This is a genomic window from Streptomyces sp. NPDC058671, assembly GCF_042716475.1.
In the GTDB taxonomy this organism is placed as follows: domain Bacteria; phylum Actinomycetota; class Actinomycetes; order Streptomycetales; family Streptomycetaceae; genus Streptomyces.
The window spans coordinates 259,107-274,756 of the sequence record NZ_JBHXSA010000004.1 but is presented as its reverse complement, the minus strand read 5'-3'; the positions used below and the strand labels follow the sequence as shown (position 1 = coordinate 274,756).

At 73.2% G+C, this 15,650-nt stretch carries 10 protein-coding genes; 4 read left to right on the top strand and 6 right to left on the bottom strand.

The features are described from left to right. Window positions 1–26 precede the first annotated feature (26 nt). Window positions 27–1,214, bottom strand: a complete 1,188-nt coding sequence (locus ACFWV2_RS07570; protein ID WP_384403298.1) for a thiolase family protein — start codon at window positions 1,212–1,214, stop codon at window positions 27–29. Window positions 1,215–1,391: 177 nt separating this feature from the next. Continuing rightward, a complete protein-coding gene (locus tag ACFWV2_RS07565; RefSeq protein WP_384403127.1) occupies window positions 1,392–1,643 on the bottom strand; it encodes an EF-hand domain-containing protein in 252 nt (83 codons plus the stop codon). A 173-nt stretch (window positions 1,644–1,816) separates the two neighbouring features. Between ACFWV2_RS07565 and recQ the strand changes: the two genes are divergently transcribed. Next, complete coding sequence (recQ, locus tag ACFWV2_RS07560) at window positions 1,817–3,853, top strand: DNA helicase RecQ (protein WP_384403124.1); 2,037 nt, start codon at window positions 1,817–1,819, stop codon at window positions 3,851–3,853. 21 nt (window positions 3,854–3,874) lie between these two features. Here the strand turns inward: recQ and fdhD are convergent, their stop codons facing one another. Continuing rightward, window positions 3,875–4,705: a formate dehydrogenase accessory sulfurtransferase FdhD gene (fdhD, locus tag ACFWV2_RS07555; RefSeq protein ID WP_384403121.1), complete on the bottom strand. Its 831-nt coding sequence runs from the start codon at window positions 4,703–4,705 to the stop codon at window positions 3,875–3,877. 145 nt (window positions 4,706–4,850) lie between these two features. On the opposite strand from fdhD, the gene ACFWV2_RS07550 reads away from it, so the two are divergent. Next, window positions 4,851–5,519, top strand: a complete 669-nt coding sequence (locus ACFWV2_RS07550; RefSeq protein WP_384403295.1) for a 1,4-alpha-glucan branching protein — start codon at window positions 4,851–4,853, stop codon at window positions 5,517–5,519. An 18-nt stretch (window positions 5,520–5,537) separates the two neighbouring features. Here the strand turns inward: ACFWV2_RS07550 and ACFWV2_RS07545 are convergent, their stop codons facing one another. The 3 genes from ACFWV2_RS07545 to ACFWV2_RS07535 form a co-directional block, all read right to left on the bottom strand. Then, a complete protein-coding gene (locus tag ACFWV2_RS07545) occupies window positions 5,538–6,620 on the bottom strand; it encodes a trypsin-like serine peptidase (protein WP_384403118.1) in 1,083 nt (360 codons plus the stop codon). A 6-nt stretch (window positions 6,621–6,626) separates the two neighbouring features. Beyond that, complete coding sequence (locus ACFWV2_RS07540; RefSeq protein WP_384403114.1) at window positions 6,627–12,041, bottom strand: trypsin-like peptidase domain-containing protein; 5,415 nt, start codon at window positions 12,039–12,041, stop codon at window positions 6,627–6,629. A gap of 147 nt (window positions 12,042–12,188) precedes the next feature. Further along, the gene (locus tag ACFWV2_RS07535) at window positions 12,189–13,076 is read right to left on the bottom strand and encodes a DNA/RNA non-specific endonuclease (protein ID WP_384403111.1); all 888 of its coding nucleotides are present in this window, start codon (window positions 13,074–13,076) and stop codon (window positions 12,189–12,191) included. A 107-nt stretch (window positions 13,077–13,183) separates the two neighbouring features. On the opposite strand from ACFWV2_RS07535, the gene ACFWV2_RS07530 reads away from it, so the two are divergent. Both ACFWV2_RS07530 and rox read left to right on the top strand, forming a co-directional pair. Next, window positions 13,184–13,990, top strand: coding sequence for a caspase domain-containing protein (locus tag ACFWV2_RS07530; RefSeq protein WP_384403108.1), 807 nt, complete (start codon window positions 13,184–13,186; stop codon window positions 13,988–13,990). A 221-nt stretch (window positions 13,991–14,211) separates the two neighbouring features. Beyond that, complete coding sequence (gene rox / locus ACFWV2_RS07525) at window positions 14,212–15,636, top strand: rifampin monooxygenase (RefSeq protein ID WP_384403105.1); 1,425 nt, start codon at window positions 14,212–14,214, stop codon at window positions 15,634–15,636. The last annotated feature ends 14 nt before the right edge of the window (window positions 15,637–15,650 follow it).

Here is a 15,650-nt window from a genome sequence, read left to right as displayed (position 1 = left end):
GGTGTCTCGCGAGGCGCCCGGTCGGATCAGTCCCGGTCGACCAGGACGGCGGTGCCCTGGCCGACGCCGACGCACATGGTGGCGAGGCCGTGGCGGTCGCCCGTGCGGTGCATGCGGTGGAGCAGGGTGGTGAGGATCCGGGCGCCCGAGCCGCCCAGGGGGTGGCCGAGAGCGATCGCGCCGCCCTGGGGGTTGACCCGCTCGGGGTCGATGCCGAGCTCGCGGACGCAGGCCAGGGCCTGGGCGGCGAAGGCCTCGTTGAACTCGGCGGTGTCGATGTCCGTGAGGGCGCGGCCGGTCCTGGTGAGGACCCGGCGCACCGCGGGGACCGGGCCGATGCCCATGACGTCCGGGTGGACGCCGGCGCTGCCGCCGGCCACGTAGCGGCCGAGCGGTTCGAGACCCAGCTCGTGCAGCACGTCCTCGGTCACGAGCAGCAGCGCGGCCGCCCCGTCGTTCATCGGCGAGGCGTTGCCCGCGGTCACGGTGCCGTCGGGCCGGAAGACCGGCTTCAGGGCGGCCAGCTTCTCCGGCGTGGTGTCGGGCCTGATCGACTCGTCGTGCGCGACGACGGTGCCGTCCGGGAGGGTGACGGGGACGGTCTCGGCGTCGAACAGGCCGTCCTTGCGGGCCGCGGCGGCGAGCCGGTGGCTGCGCAGAGCGAAGGCGTCCTGGTCCTCACGGCTGACGCCGTACCGGGCGGCGACCTCCTCGGCCGTCTCTCCCATGGAGAGCACCCCGTGGAGTTCCTTCATCCGCGGGTTGGTCATCCGCCAGCCCAGCTTGGTGTCGTGGATCTGCTGGTGGTGGGGGAGCGCCTGTTCCGCGCGGGGGAGGACGAAGGGGGCGCGGCTCATCGACTCCGAGCCGCCGGCGAGCACGATGTCGGCCTCGCCGGAGGCGATGGCGCGGGCGGCGGTGGTGACCGCCTCCAGGCCGGAGGCGCAGAGCCGGTTGAGGGTGGCGCCGGGGACGGTCTCCGGGAGCCCGGCGAGGAGCACCGCCATCCTGGCCACGTTGCGGTTGTCCTCGCCGGACTGGTTGGCCGCGCCCCAGTAGACGTCGTCGATCCGGGCCGGGTCGAGCGACGGCACCGCGTCCAGGACGGCGCGGACGGCGGTCGCGGCGAGGTCGTCGGGCCTGACGCCGGAGAGGGCGCCGCGGAGGCGGCCGATCGGCGTGCGCCGGGCGGTGGCGAAGTAGACGGGGCGCATGGTCACGGCTCCAAGGTGTGGGGAGGGCCCTCAAAACTAGCAGCGCAAGTTTTCATGACTGTAGCTCCCGGGGTGCCGCTCCGGTCAAGACGTCCACACCCCCGGAGAGGTGAGCGGCCGTGGCCGTCGGGCCGGACGGGCGGGCGCGCGTACGGCCTTCGCGCCGCCCCGCCACGGTCACCACCCGAAGCGGCGGTCGACCAGGGCGGCGAACTCCTCGAACGACAGGACGCGGTCACCATTCTGGTCGGCCTCGTCGAACAGGGCCGATGCGTCGTCGGCGGTGCCCACGCCCCAGAAGGGGATCACCCCCTGCGCGGCGAGGGTCGGGCCCTTGGCGCGCAGGGCGCTGATCACCTCGGTGCGGGTCAGCGTCCCGTCGTGGTCGAGGTCGAGGGCGTCGAAGAGAGTGCGGGCCTTGTCGCTCATGAGGTGTCCTGTTCCCTGGGGCCGGGGGTGTCGTGTCGGCCGACGCGTCCCTGCGGAAGGACGCGGGGTTCGCCCCGCACGTTGCCTCAGAGGGTGGCCCGCCGCCAGGGAGGTTGTCCACAGGTTCGCCCGGAGGCGGCAGGGGTGTCGGTGCCGGCCGATAGGGTGGGTGAATGGTCCTCACCGACGATTCCGCCGTGATCTCCGAGGCAGCGGGCGTCCTCCACCGCGTCTTCGGCTACAGCTCCTTCCGAGGGGAGCAGCAGGAGATCATCGAGCAGGTCGTCGGCGGCGGCGACGCCCTCGTGCTCATGCCGACCGGCGGCGGCAAGTCCCTGTGCTACCAGATCCCGGCCCTCGTCAGAGAGGGCACGGGCGTCGTGATCTCGCCGCTCATCGCCCTGATGCAGGACCAGGTGGACGCGCTGCGGGCCCTCGGAGTGCGGGCCGGATTCCTCAACTCCACGCAGGATCCGTACGAGCGCCAGGCCGTCGAGCAGGCCTTCCTCGCCGACGAGCTCGACCTGCTCTACCTGGCCCCCGAGCGCCTGCGCACCGAGGGCACCCAGCGGCTCCTCGACCGGGGCACGGTGTCGCTCTTCGCGATCGACGAGGCGCACTGCGTCGCCCAGTGGGGCCACGACTTCCGCCCCGACTACCTCGCCCTGTCCATGCTGCACGAGCGCTGGCCCAAGGTGCCGCGCATCGCGCTGACCGCGACGGCCACCGAGGCCACCCACAAGGAGATCGCGGCCCGGCTCGCCCTGGAGGACGCCCGGCACTTCGTCGCGGGCTTCGACCGGCCGAACATCCAGTACCGCATCGTCCCCAAGAACAGCCCGCACAAGCAGCTGCTCGACCTGATCCGGACCGAGCACGAGGGGGACGCCGGGGTCGTCTACTGCCTCTCGCGGGCCTCCGTCGAGAAGACCGCGGCCCTCCTGGTGGAGCACGGCATCGACGCCGTGCCCTACCACGCCGGCATGGACGCCCGTACGCGCGCGGCCAACCAGTCCCGGTTCCTGCGGGAGGACGGGGTCGTCGTCGTGGCGACGATCGCCTTCGGCATGGGCATCGACAAGCCGGACGTGCGCTTCGTGGCCCACCTCGACCTGCCGAAGTCGGTCGAGGGCTACTACCAGGAGACCGGCCGCGCCGGGCGCGACGGCGAGCCGGCCACGGCATGGCTGGCGTACGGCCTCCAGGACGTGGTCCAGCAGCGCAAGCTCATCGACGGCTCCGAGGGCGACGAGCAGCACCGGCGCGCCCTCGCCATGCACCTGGACGCCATGCTCGCGCTCTGCGAGACCGTCGACTGCCGCCGTGTGCGCCTGCTCGCGTACTTCGGACAGTCGGGCGAGCCCTGCGGCAACTGCGACACCTGCCTGACACCGGCCGAGTCCTGGGACGGCACGGTCGCCGCGCAGAAACTGCTGTCCACCGTGTGGCGCCTCGCCAAGGAGCGGCGCCAGAAGTTCGGCGCCGGCCAGATCATCGACATCCTCCAGGGCAAGAAGACCGCCAAGGTCATCCAGTTCGACCACGACGCGCTCTCGGTGTTCGGCGTCGGCGCGGAGCTGGGCACCGCGGAGTGGCGCGGGGTCGTCCGCCAGCTCCTCGCACTGCGGCTCCTGGCGGTGGAGGGCGACTACGGCACGCTCGTGCTCACCGAGGAAAGCGCCGAGGTGCTCGGCGGGCGTCGCACCGTCACGGTGCGGAAGGAGAAGGCGCCGGCCGCCCCCGCCCGCAAGGAGTCCGGCGCCCGCTCGGGCAAGGGCGCCCGGGTGCCGGTCGACCTGCCGGACGCCGCCGTGCCGGTCTTCGAGGCGCTCCGCGCCTGGCGGGCCGCGACGGCGCGGGAGCAGGGCGTACCGGCGTACGTCGTCTTCCACGACGCCACGCTCCGGGAGATCGCGACGCGGGTCCCGGGCACGGTCGAGGAGCTCGGCACCGTCGGAGGCGTCGGCGAGGCCAAGCTCACCAAGTACGCCGAGGGTGTCCTCGCCGCCTTGGCGGAGTGCGGCGCCACCGCCACCGGGCCCGCCGCCGCCCCACCCGCCTCTGCCGTCGCCGCCGTCGTCCCCGCGTCGGCAGCCCGGCCCGAGTCCGCGTCCGCCGCCGTTCCGGAGGCCTCGGCGCCGTACGACGAGGAGCCGCCCTACGACATGGACGGCATGGAGGAGCCGCCGCCCTGGGACGACTGGCGGTAGCCCCCCGAGGGGCCATGGTCGTCAGCAGGGGGCGTCGACGCGCTCGTCGTGGGTGTAGACGTTCATGGACGCGCCCCGGAGGAATCCGACGAGGGTGAGCCCGGTCTCCGCCGCGAGGTCGACGGCGAGCGAGGAGGGGGCGGAGACGGCCGCGAGCAGGGGGATGCCGGCCATGACCGCCTTCTGCACGAGTTCGAAGGAGGCACGGCCGCTGACCATCAGCACGGTGCCCCGCAGCGGAAGTCGCCCTTCGCGCAGGGCGTGGCCGATGACCTTGTCGACGGCGTTGTGCCGGCCGACGTCCTCGCGGAGGCAGAGCAGTTCGCCGGTGGGCGCGAAGAGCCCGGCGGCGTGCAGGCCTCCGGTGGTGTCGAAGACGCGTTGGGCCGCCCGCAGCGTGTCGGGGAGCGCCGCCAGCACGTCGGCCCCGACGCGCAGCGGGTCTTCGCCGACGGTCCAGGCGGCGGTGGTGCGGACGGCGTCGAGGCTGGCCTTGCCGCACAGCCCGCAGGAGGACGTGGTGTAGAAGTTGCGTTCCAGAGAGGCGTCGGGAGCGGTGACGTCCGGAGCCAGGCCGACATCGACCACGTTGTACGTGTTGCCTCCGTCGGCGGTGGCGCCCGCGCAGTAGCGGATCCCGGTCACGTCCGCCGCGGCGTGGACGACGCCCTCGCTCACCAGGAATCCGGCGGCGAGGTCGAAGTCGTCGCCGGGGGTCCGCATCGTCACGGTCAGCGGGCGTCCGCCGACGCGGATCTCCATCGGTTCCTCGGCGGCCAGGGTGTCCGGGCGGTGCGAGGTCACGCCGTCCCGGATGCGCAGTACGCGCCGCCGCACGGTCACTCGTCCCATGATTCGCTCCTCCAACGGTTCGGCCCCACCCTCAGACTCTGCCACGGTGGCGGCCGCCCCCGCCGACCGCGTCGGCTTCGTCGGCCCTGACACGGTCTGTTACGTTGCGCAGGCCCGGACCACGGAGGAGAGGGAGACCCGCACGATGGCCGTCATCCACCGCACCACCCTGCGCCCCACCAAGCTGGAACTGCTCACGGAGTGGCTGCCCGCCCGCGAGTGGCACACCGGCGCGGAGGCGCGGCCGGTGAACGCCAGAGGCTTCCGGCTCGACGACCCGGCGGGCGAGGTCGGCATCGAGATCGTCGCGGTGACCGATGGCGAGGGCGACACGGCCGTCACGTACCTCGTCCCCATGACGTACCGCGCCGGACCCCTCGCGGGCGCAGAGCACGCCCTGATCGGGACCATGGAGCACGGCGTCCTCGGAAAGCGCTGGGTCCACGACGCCACCCACGACCCGGTGTTCGTCACCCAGTTGTACGCGCTCCTCACCGGCCGGACGCAGGCCCAGGCCCAGTCCGAGACCGACGCCCCCGACCCCACCGTCGCCGTCTCGCCCGCCCCGGCGGTGGGCGGCGCGGCCGGCGTGGAACTCGTACGGGTCACCGAAGGCACGGACCACACCGACATGGTGGTACGGGTCCCCGGCGCGTCCGCGCCGCTGACCCTTCGGGTACGGCGGGTCCTCCGCGCCGGTGCGGACTCCGCCACGGAGGGCGTCGGCCGGGTCACCGCCGAGTGGCGGCTGTCCGACGGCACCACCGTCCGGGGCGAGTTCGCCGCCGTCCTCACCGGCGCCGGGCAGGGATGACCGTACGGGCGGGGTGACTCAGACCCAGTTGACCTCCGCCGCGGCGAGCAGCGGATCGTCCACCAGCTCCCAGAGCGGGACGGCGAGGTTTCCCGTCCGGTAGCGGCCGCCGAAGTGGAGGCCGAGGACGCGGTGGTCGCCGAGGTCGAAGACCGGGGAGCCGCTGTTTCCGCCGAGCGTCGAGCAGTCGTGCTTCATCACCAGGCCGCCCGGGGTGAACTCGGTCGCCATGCCCGGCTGCAGCCGCTTCACGTTGTAGACGTCCATGAAGATCCGGCGCATCGACTCCGGTTCGTTGCGCCGGCCGTCCCAGGCCGGATACCCGACCACGTACACCGGGCGGCCGGGGACGCTCGCCGGGGCGTCCGCCGCGACCGCGAGCGGGGTGGGCAGCCCGCCGTCGGCGGAGGGCTCGACCCGCAACACCGCCATGTCGACGTCCTCGTGGATGCCGATGATCCCCGTGATCTCGTACGGGGCGGAGGCCCCCGGCGTCACGCCGTCGACCGGCTGCTCCTCCGCCGGGTCGACCCGCGCCGACATGCCGTACCCGAAGGCCCACGGGGCGCCGCCGTCGTCCTGGGACCGGCTGAACTCCACCGCCACATGACGGTTCGTCATCACCGTGCGGGGACCGACGAGGAAGGCCGTGCCGACCCAGTCGAGTCGTGGGTGCCCGGTCACCTCGACCCGGCCGACCCGTGCCAGGGACTCGCGGATGGAGGGTCGTTGACCGTCGAGGACCGCCCACTCGTCGCGCTGCGGGGCGAAGTCCTGGCGCTGGACCAGGATCGCGGGACGGCCCTCCAGGAGGACGATCGCCTCCACCCCGAAGGCCTCGTCGCCGTCGAGCTCGTCCTCCCGGTGCGCGGCCAGCTTCTCCAGGCCGCTGACCCCGGCCTCGAGGACACGGGCCCGCTCCTCACGGGCGAAGCGGGAGAACTCGGCCGCCGGAGCCGCGTCGGCGGGGAGTTCGAACGTGGACTCCGCGATCTCCGCCTCCAGGTCCCCGCGCACCCGCGCGGCGACCTCCCGCAGATCACCGAAGATCTGCTCGGTGGCGGTCGCGACCGGCGACACCCTCCGTGGTCCGTTCGGCATGGTCCCTCACCTCGGCCTTCCGTTCGTCGCGTCCGCGCGGCCGGGCCGCCCCGACTGGGCGGCCATGATCTCCTCGTACAACTCCGTCCGGAACTGACGGAGATGGGCGAGGATGCTGCTCATCTGGGTCCCGACGTTCACGAACCGCGTCCGCGCTCCCTGGAACTCGACGTCGTCGACCTTCCGCGTCCCTCGGTGCAGCCCCACCACCGTCCAGTCGTCGAGGCAGACCGGTGAGCCGGAGGAGCCGCCCCGGGTGTCGGTGAAGTAGAGGATGTCGTGCTCGTCCGCCCGGTAGACCAGGTTGTTGCGCAGCGCGACCCGCTTCGGCATGCCGCCCGGGTGCTGGATGATGTTGACCGGGACGCGCTGCCGCTCCCGGACGAGCAGCGGCCGGGTGGACACCCTGAGCATGGGGCGCTGCTCCTGGTCGGGCGCGAGCCGCACGATCGCGTAGTCGAGAGTCGCGTCCCACGCGGCGAGTTCACCGGCCGTCGCCTCCGGTGCCGCCGCCGCGTTCTCGACGAAGTCGAAGCGCGAGCGGGACATGAGCGCCTGGAGTCGTAGATCCTCGTCGCTCACGTACGGCCGGACCCCCGGCTCGTGCGAACGGGCCATCACCACATGGTGGTTGGTGATCAGCAGACCGGGAGCGATCATCCAGCCCGTACCGCCGTGCGGATACGAGGGGAGGAGCGGGGCGCCCGCCTCGTACGGGGGGATCCGCAGCAGGGCGACACAGGCGCCGGCCCGGATGCCGCCGTGGAGGAACTCGTACGGCACGGTGTCGTCCTGGAGGACGATCTCCTCCTTCATCTCCCCGGGCATCATCTCCGCCGGGAGCTCCGCCTCGCCGGTGATCGCGCGGGCCACGGTGTCGAGGGCGCCCTGGAGGACGGCGCGCGGGCCGGGCTCACGGGTGTTCTCGATGGCGTTGTGCAGCCAGATCTCCAGGGGGACGAGGCCGTCGATCAGACGCTCGACCTGGTTCATCGCGTTCAGGTCGGCGTGGACCTGCTCCCGCGGGTCGTCCAGCGGTTCGAGCGTGGCCGTGAAGTAGCGGGGGACGCCCTTGAGCAGGGCGGCGCGCAGGGACCGGTCCCCGAGCCCCGCCTCCATGGCGGAGTTGCGGAGGCGGACGAGTTCCCGCTGCGGCAGGAACGGTTCCGCGCGGACCGCTGCTCCGGCGGCGTTCGGGGGCGGCCGGGTCCACAGCCCCGCTCCGCCGTGGCCGGGGCGGGAGGCCGCCCAGGGGCCCGGCTCCCCGCCGGACGGCGCGAGACCGCGGGAGGACGCGCCGGAGGCGGCGACGGCCCGCCGCGCCGCGCCGCGCGGCAGCGGACCGGAGTCCATCGCCGCGGCGACCCCCAGCAGCAGGTCCCCGCTGTCGTCCCGGAGCGTCAGCACCTGCCGGGCGACACCGTCCAGGGTGCCGCGCCGCCGCGCCGCCCGCAGGTCCCGCTCGATCCGTGCGAGGTCCAGCCGGGCACCCGCCGCCGGGGCGGGGTACGCCTCGCCCGCCGCCGACTCCAGGATGCGGGTCAGCGGCTCGCGGAGTGCGGGTTCGTCGGTGAGGGTGGTGTCGATCCAGCGGGCGAGTTCGGTCACCACCGTCTCCTCGTCCGCCGGGAGACCCACCAACCTCAGCGTGTGTTCCAGGAGTTGCGGATCCGAACGGCAGGCAGCGGCCGCCGCCGTACGGGCCAGGGAAGGCTGCCTCGCCAGGTCGGCGTCCGGCATCCCGCGCAGTGTGCGGGCGAGCCGCTCCCGCGCCGGGGCCGCGTCGACGTCCGCGAGGGCCGCGAGCCGGGAGCGGGCGACCAGTACGCCCAGGGACTCGTACCGCAGCCCGAGGCCCGCCGCGATCTCCTCCGCCTCCTGGAGGTTCCGGTCCGCGACCGCGAAGTCACCCGTGTCCTGCGCCAGCCGCGCGGACAGCTGGAGCAGTTCGAGCTGGGTCTCCGCGCAGCCCGCCTCCGTCGCCCCGTCCACGGCCCGCTCGGCGCCCGCGAGCGCCTCCGCCGTGCGTCCGGACCGGGCCAGGGTCTCCGCCAGCAGCGCGTGCAGCCGGCTGCACGGCGTCCACGGGCGCCGCTCCGCGAGCCGCTGGGCCGCGGCCTCCACGTACCCCTGGGTGAGCAGGTCCTCGACCTCGCGCGCGGCGATCCGCTCCCAGTCCTCCTGGGCGGCCTCGACCATGATCTGGTCGGGTACGTGGCCGCCGATCCTGCCGAGCAGGAACGCGGCCGAGAGGGGTGCCATCTCCCGGTGGGTCTCCCCGCCGAGGTACCCGGCGACTCCCGGTTCCCAGCGTTCCTCCACCGTACGGGGGTTCTCGCCGAGCCGGAGCCGGTGGTAGATCTCCTCGGCGCGGTTCCCGGCCCCCTCGCGGACCGCGTAGTAGGCGACGGCGCTGCGGTCCACGGCCCGCATCAGATCGGTCCGCGCGCTGTCCGAGAGGCGCAGCATGATGGCGCGCAGATCGGCCCGGTGCCTGATGGCGTCGGGTCCCGCCGACTCCATGAGGTCGACCCGCGAGGTGAGCAGCCCGTACAGCCGCCGGGCCTCTCCCGCGGTCGTGACACGGAGCCCCGCCGGACCGGCCAGCACCTCCCGGACCAGGTCGGGGGTGATGAAGCGGAGCGCGAGGCCCGCCTGGACGAGGGCCCGGACGTCGTCCTCCGCGATGTGCTTGAGGATGCGGTCGTACAGCGTGCCCTGGATCAGCATCTGGTCGACCTGACGGTCGAAGTAGCGGCGTCGGGAAGGGAGTTGGCGCAGGAGACCGCCGAGCGCGGGGGAGCCGGTGCCCAGGGCGACCGCCGTCCGGGCCGCCAGCTTGAGGCTCAGCGGATGGCCGCCGATGCGGTCCGCGAGGTCCTCCGCGAGCGCCTCGTCGAGGACCCCGGACGACATCAGGAGGTCCACGGACGCCTCGTGGTCGAGCTCGGTCAGCTCCATGGTGCGCGGGGTGAGGACCCGGGCCGGGTGGTCGATCGGCGCGCGGCCCGAGACGATGAAGCGCAGGCGTGAGTAGGCCGCGCGGAGCGCGGTCCAGATGGCCCACATCCGGGTGATGACGGGGGAGCCGCGGTACATGGCCTCCTCGAAGGAGTCGATCACGATGACGAACGGCGGCGCGTTGTCACCGGGCGCCGGGCGGACCGCCTGGGCGACGAGGGACGCGAGCCGGTGGGCGAGTTCCTGTTCGCGGGCGCTGGCCCGGGCGTGGAAGTCGGACGAGTAGTCGCGGGCGAGCGTGGCCCGGGTACCGGCCAGGCCGCGGAGTTCGTCGAGTTCGTTGCGTTCACCGCGCTGGCCCGCGGCCGTCCGCTCGCACTCGTCCGCGAGCGCCTCGAAGGAGGCGCGGAGGCCTGGGTGGTGGACGCCGATCTGCCGCGCCGTCTCCGCGATCACGGTGGCGGGTTCGTGGACGGAGAGGGTGGGACGCGCGAAGTCGATGTAGGCGAAGGGGAAGCCGGTCACGGACGCGGCGAGGGCGTCGACCAGGAACTTGGCCAGCAGGGTGCTCTTGCCGATGCCGCCGAGGCCGTGGAGGAGCACCGGGGGCTCCGCGGGCTCCTCGGGCAGTGCCAGGTAGGCGTGCAGGGAGTCGAGTTCGGCGGTGCGGCCGTGGAAGGTCCCCCGGATCAGCCGGCGCATCGGCTGGAGCAGCCGGGCCTCCTCGAGGCGGTGCTGGACCTCGTCGACGGAGGGCAGCCCGGTCAAGCCCGGCACACGGCTCAGCCAGAGCACGGCCTGGAGGGTGTCGGACAGCGCCTCGACGTCGTCGTCGTCCGCCAGGGGCGGCGAGGTCTCCGGGGGCTTCGGGCTCTCCGAGGGCGACGAGGGCGACGAGGGAGGCGGGGAGCCGACGGGGGTGGGCGGTGCGTCGGCGAGCAGGGCGTCGGTGCCGGCGAGCAGGGCCAGGGCGGCGCGTTCCGGACCGGGTCCCTCGGGGCGCAGCCCGATGTTGGCCCGCAGGGCGTCCCACGCGGCCGCGGGACCCGTGAGCCCCGCGAGCGCCGCGTCGCGGATCTCGGGCTTGAGCGTCCAGACCGACGCCCCGGACGAGGGCAGGGCCGTGCAGTCGTCGACGAGCTCCAGGACCGCCCGCCCGGTGGACCGTTCCTCGCCGGGCAGGCGGAGCAGCGCCGGATCGAACTCCTGGAGCAGGCAGGCCGCCTCGCGGTAGGAGCGGCGCGGGTCGGGCAGGGCGACGGCGGCGGCGGAGCCGGTCGCGTGCAGGGCGTCCCGCAGCAGTCGGCCCGCCTCGCCCGGCGGAGGCGAGGGAGGGAGCGTCCGGTGGATCCGTACGACATCCTCCACGGCCGTGCACAACCGCCGCATGTAACTCTCGCCGCCCGAGGGTGAGTCGACGGCACGGAGGACCTCGGTCACGGCCGTCTCCGTCAGCTCGCGGACCGTCCCCTCCTGCCCGGGGGCGACCGTGTCGGTGAAGAACCCCTGGAAGAAGTCCCGGACATCCCCCTCGTCCGCGAGCCGGGTGGTGTCCCGGCACTCGTTCTTGCGTATCTCGTACGGGAGTTGCCGCATCGTCGTGGCGTAGCCGAGCAGGACGAGCCGCGGCACGGTCTCGGCCCGTACCGGGGTGTGCTCGTAGATCGCCCGCGCCAGGACCCCGATGGCGTCCCACACGTCCGCGTGCGGGTCGAGCCGGTCGCAGTCGTCGAGTACCAGCCAGAAGCGCTCCTCGGCGGCGGTCGCGCGGGCGACGATACGGTGGGCGGCGTCCTCGAAGGACGGCAGTGGATCGTTCAACCGTGTGGGATTCAACGGAAACCCGTCGGCCTCCGGCCCCACGAGGAAGGCCGAGAGCCGCTCCATCAGCCGCGCCGCCGTGGAGGTGCGGGACAGCGTCACCCGTACCGGACGGAAGCCGTGGTGCTGCCCGAGGTGGCGGATCAGCTCGTACGTGTAGGAACGGCCGCTGTCCGGGGGGCCGTCGACGATCAGCACCGTCTGCTCCGGATCGGCGAGGAACCCCCGGAGCTTCTCGCGCAGTTCGGACCGGTCGAGGAACACGGCGGTGCCGTGCTTCAACAGACGGCTGTCCAGCGGGTCCCGCCCGGAGCGCCCGAGGTGTTCGTCCTCCCGCAGCCGGGTCAGCAGGTTCCCGGCCTCCGCGCCCTGCTCGAAGGCGTGCGGTTCGTCGATGGCGGACAGCGCGTCGAGACCGGCGAGGACGGAGAGCAGCCGGCGCTGATGGGCGATGTCCCGGCGGGCGGCGGCGACCACGAGCACGGCGTTGCGGTCGGGGTCCGGGGTGAGGGGCAGATCCTCGACGAAGTCGGCGGGGAGGCCCGCGCGCAGCAACCGGTCGCGTGGCTCCGGGGTGTCGACGAGGTGGTCCCGCACCCAGCTGGCGACGAGCCCCCACTCGGTCTCGGTGAGCGGCATACGCACCTGTCCGGCGAGCTTCGCTCAGCGCCGGTCGTTCCGGCGCCGGGACGTGACGGATCGGACGTGGCGACCGATCCCTCCCATCGTTCCACCGGCCCGGAAGGGTCGCAATCGCGGCCGGACGCGGAGGAGGGAGCTCGCGGGTCAGGGGTGCAGGACCATGTCCTCGTACGACTCGAGGCGCCGCCAGCGTTCCTCGGGGGCCCGCGTCGGAGGCATCACGTCCACGTCCGGCAGCGGCCCGAACTCCAGCTCGGTGATCTCCGCGATGTCCGATACGGGGACCTGGTACGTCCGGAACGGGCCGAGCGGCGGCGGCGCCCCGGCCTTCGCTCCGGCGAGGGCCCGTTCCGCGTCCCGGCTCAGGTCGGGGCTCTGGTCGAGGACGTACCCGGCGGCGGCGAGCGCCCCGTCCTGGAGGAACGCCGCCACCTTCCAGAAGCGCATCGGCACCTGGATGCCCCGGTACGGCGGGTCGGAGTCCTGAAGCACCGGGCCCGTGAGCACCGTCAGCTTCCGGTCGAACGCGGCGGCGTGGTCGAGGAGGTGGTTCTCCAGGCCCTGCCAGAGTTGTTTGCCCTGGTTGAAGACGTCCGCCTGGGGCGCGGCGTTGGTGTAGTGGAAGGTGTCCGCGTTGGCGCGGAGCGCCGTGGCCATGGGCCCCCAGACCGGGTCGAGCCGGCGCACCAGATGGCCGCGGTCGAGGCTGTTGTTCCGGTAGACGTCGTTGCCCGCCTGGTGCTCCTCGGGCAGTCGGGGATCGAAGAGCCAGACGTCGTCGCGGGGCACGTCCTCCTGGAGTTCGCGCCCTTCGATGCACACCGCCGTCGACGCCGCCAGGCGGCGGTCGGGCCGGAAGACCACGGTGAAGTGGGTGTACGGCAGGATCACCGTCTCGACCGCCTCGCGCGCCGGAAGCGGCAGCGGGACGACCGGGCCGAGGAAGCTCTCGTCGTAGCCGGTGCGGTCGGTGAGCAGATCACGGGGGACGCCGCCCTCGCCCGGAGGGGGCGGGAGATCCGAAGGGTTCATACGATGTAAGTACCGCGTGGAGAGGGTCGCGCTCGGCGCCGGACCACACGCCACTCGATCAGACGCCCCGGGCGGTCTCCCCTCCGCTTCCCGCCAGGAGGCAACCCATGGCCACCGGACTCGCCCTGCACATCGGACTCAACCAGGTCGACCCCGCCCGCTACGACGGCTGGGACGGCACCCTGAACGCCTGCGAGAACGACGCCCACGACATGGAGCGACTCGCCCGCACCGCCGGATTCGAGACCACCGTCCTGCTCACCCCCGACGGCACCGTCGACAACGTGACCGCCGCGCTCGGCGACGCCGCCGCACGGCTCGGCCCCGGAGACATCCTGCTCTTCACCTACTCGGGGCACGGCGGGCAGGTGGGCGCGACGGGTTCCGACGACGAGCCGGACGCGCTCGACGAGACCCTGGTGCTCTACGACCGCCAGTTCCTCGACGACGAGGTCCACCGGGCCTTCCGCGCCTTCGCCGACGACGTTCGGATCGTCGCCCTCTTCGACTGCTGCCACAGCGGCAGCAGCATCGAGATCCCTGGCGCCGCCGCGGCCGAGGGCACGCCCCGCCATCTGCCCGAATTCCGGCGGAGGCAGCTCGACGACCGGGACCGCGGCTTCTTCGAGGAGCTCCGGCGTTCGCTGGCGAAGGACGCGCCGGCCGACGGAGCGGGACCCGACGCGCTCCTCGTGTCGGCCTGCCAGGACAACCAGGTCGCCCTCGACGGCGACGCCAACGGAGCCTTCACCGCGGCTCTGCTCAAGGTGTGGGACGACGGCGCCTTCCGGGGCGGCTACCGGGACTTCCACCGGGCGATCCAGCGCAGGCTGCCCCCGACCCAGAGCCCGAACCTCTACCTGACCGGCACGCCGGCGCCGGACTTCCTGAGCCAGCGCCCCTTCACGATCTGAGGCACGGCGTCCGGGCCCGGCACGCCGGGGCACGGGCACCTGAGGGCACGGCGTCCGAGGGCATGACGTCGGAGGGCAAAGAGAAAGGCAAGGAGGGTCGACCACTCCTTGCCACTCTCAACGTATAGCGCACAGGGGGCCTTGCCGCAAGGCCCCCGTCGTGTTGCAGAATCTCCGCTCGAAGCCAGTGACTCTGGCAGTTCATCGAACGGGGCTCTTGAATGTATGACGTGATCGTGGTCGGCGGCGGACCGACCGGTCTCATGCTGGCGGCCGAACTGCGGCTGCACGACGTGGACGTGGTCGTGCTGGAGAAGCGGGACGAGCCGAGCGGCGAGTCCCGGGGCCAGGGCCTGCACGCGCGCAGCGTGGAGATGATGGACCAGCGCGGGATGCTCGACCGGTTCCTCGCGGTCAGCGAGAAGTTCCAGGTCGGCGGCCTCTTCGGCGGCATCATGAAGCCGTGGCCCGAGAGCCTGGACACGGCCCACCCGTACGGCCTCGCCACTCCGCAGCCGGTCACCGAGCGGCTGCTCGACGAGCGCGCGCGGGAACTCGGCACCGAGATCCGGCGCGGCTGCGAAGTCGTCGGACTGAGCCAGGACGAGGACGGGGTGAGCGTCGAGCTGGCGGACGGCACGCGGCTGCGCTCGCGCCACCTCGTCGGGTGCGACGGCGGCCGAAGCACCGTACGCAAGCTGATCGGCGTCGACTTCCCCGGCGAGCCCGCCACGGTGGAGACACTCCTCGGTGACATGGAGGTGACCGCGGACCAGGCGACGATCACCGCCGTCGTCGAGGAGGTCCGCAAGACCCAGATGCGGTTCGGCGTCGTCCCCGGGGAGAACGGCGTCTTCCGCATCGTCGTGCCCGCCGACGGGGTGTCGGAGGACCGGGCCGCCCCGACCCTCGACGAGTTCAGGCAGCAGCTGCGGGCCTTCGCCGGCACCGACTTCGGCGTGCACTCACCGCGCTGGCTCTCCCGGTTCGGCGACGCCACCCGCCAGGCCGAGCGCTACCGGGTGGGCCGGGTGTTCCTCGCCGGCGACGCGGCGCACATCCATCCGCCGACCGGCGGGCAGGGCATGAACCTCGGCATCCAGGACGCGTTCAACCTCGGCTGGAAGCTGGCCGCCGCGGTCGACGGCTGGGCCCCCGAGGGGCTGCTCGACACCTACGAGGCCGAACGCCACCCGGCGGGCGCCCGCGTGGTGGAGAACACCCGCGCGCAGATGATGCTGCTCGGCGCCGACGCGGGTGCCACGGCGCTGCGGGAGCTGTTCTCGAAGCTGATGGACTTCGAGGAGGTCAACCGCTACGTGACGGGGATGATCACCGCCGTCGACGTCCGCTACGACCTGGGCGAGGGGCACGAACTGCTCGGCCTGCGGATGCGGGACGTCGAACTGAAGGAGGGGAGGCTCTACGAGCTGATGCGCGGCGGCCGGGGGCTCCTCCTCGACCGGACCGGGCGGCTCTCCGTCGAGGGCTGGGCGGACCGGGTCGACCACGTCGTCGACACGGGCGAGGAACTGGACGTGCCGGCCGTGCTGCTGCGGCCCGACGGTCATGTGGCGTGGGTCGGTGAGGACCAGGAGGAATTGCGCGGCCGACTGACCGAGTGGTTCGGCGCGGCGAAGGGCTGAGCGCGGCCGAGGGG

What these genes read in the sequence shown, in the direction of transcription:
- ACFWV2_RS07550 (WP_384403295.1), top strand. Translation starts at nt 4,851, where the DNA reads ATGGCCGTCATCCACCGCACCACCCTGCGCCCCACCAAGCTGGAACTG.
- fdhD (WP_384403121.1), bottom strand. Translation starts at nt 4,705, where the DNA reads ATGGGACGAGTGACCGTGCGGCGGCGCGTACTGCGCATCCGGGACGGC.
- ACFWV2_RS07535 (WP_384403111.1), bottom strand. Translation starts at nt 13,076, where the DNA reads ATGAACCCTTCGGATCTCCCGCCCCCTCCGGGCGAGGGCGGCGTCCCC.
- ACFWV2_RS07540 (WP_384403114.1), bottom strand. Translation starts at nt 12,041, where the DNA reads ATGCCGCTCACCGAGACCGAGTGGGGGCTCGTCGCCAGCTGGGTGCGG.
- ACFWV2_RS07530 (WP_384403108.1), top strand. Translation starts at nt 13,184, where the DNA reads ATGGCCACCGGACTCGCCCTGCACATCGGACTCAACCAGGTCGACCCC.
- recQ (WP_384403124.1), top strand. Translation starts at nt 1,817, where the DNA reads ATGGTCCTCACCGACGATTCCGCCGTGATCTCCGAGGCAGCGGGCGTC.
- ACFWV2_RS07570 (WP_384403298.1), bottom strand. Translation starts at nt 1,214, where the DNA reads ATGCGCCCCGTCTACTTCGCCACCGCCCGGCGCACGCCGATCGGCCGC.
- rox (WP_384403105.1), top strand. Translation starts at nt 14,212, where the DNA reads ATGTATGACGTGATCGTGGTCGGCGGCGGACCGACCGGTCTCATGCTG.
- ACFWV2_RS07545 (WP_384403118.1), bottom strand. Translation starts at nt 6,620, where the DNA reads ATGCCGAACGGACCACGGAGGGTGTCGCCGGTCGCGACCGCCACCGAG.
- ACFWV2_RS07565 (WP_384403127.1), bottom strand. Translation starts at nt 1,643, where the DNA reads ATGAGCGACAAGGCCCGCACTCTCTTCGACGCCCTCGACCTCGACCAC.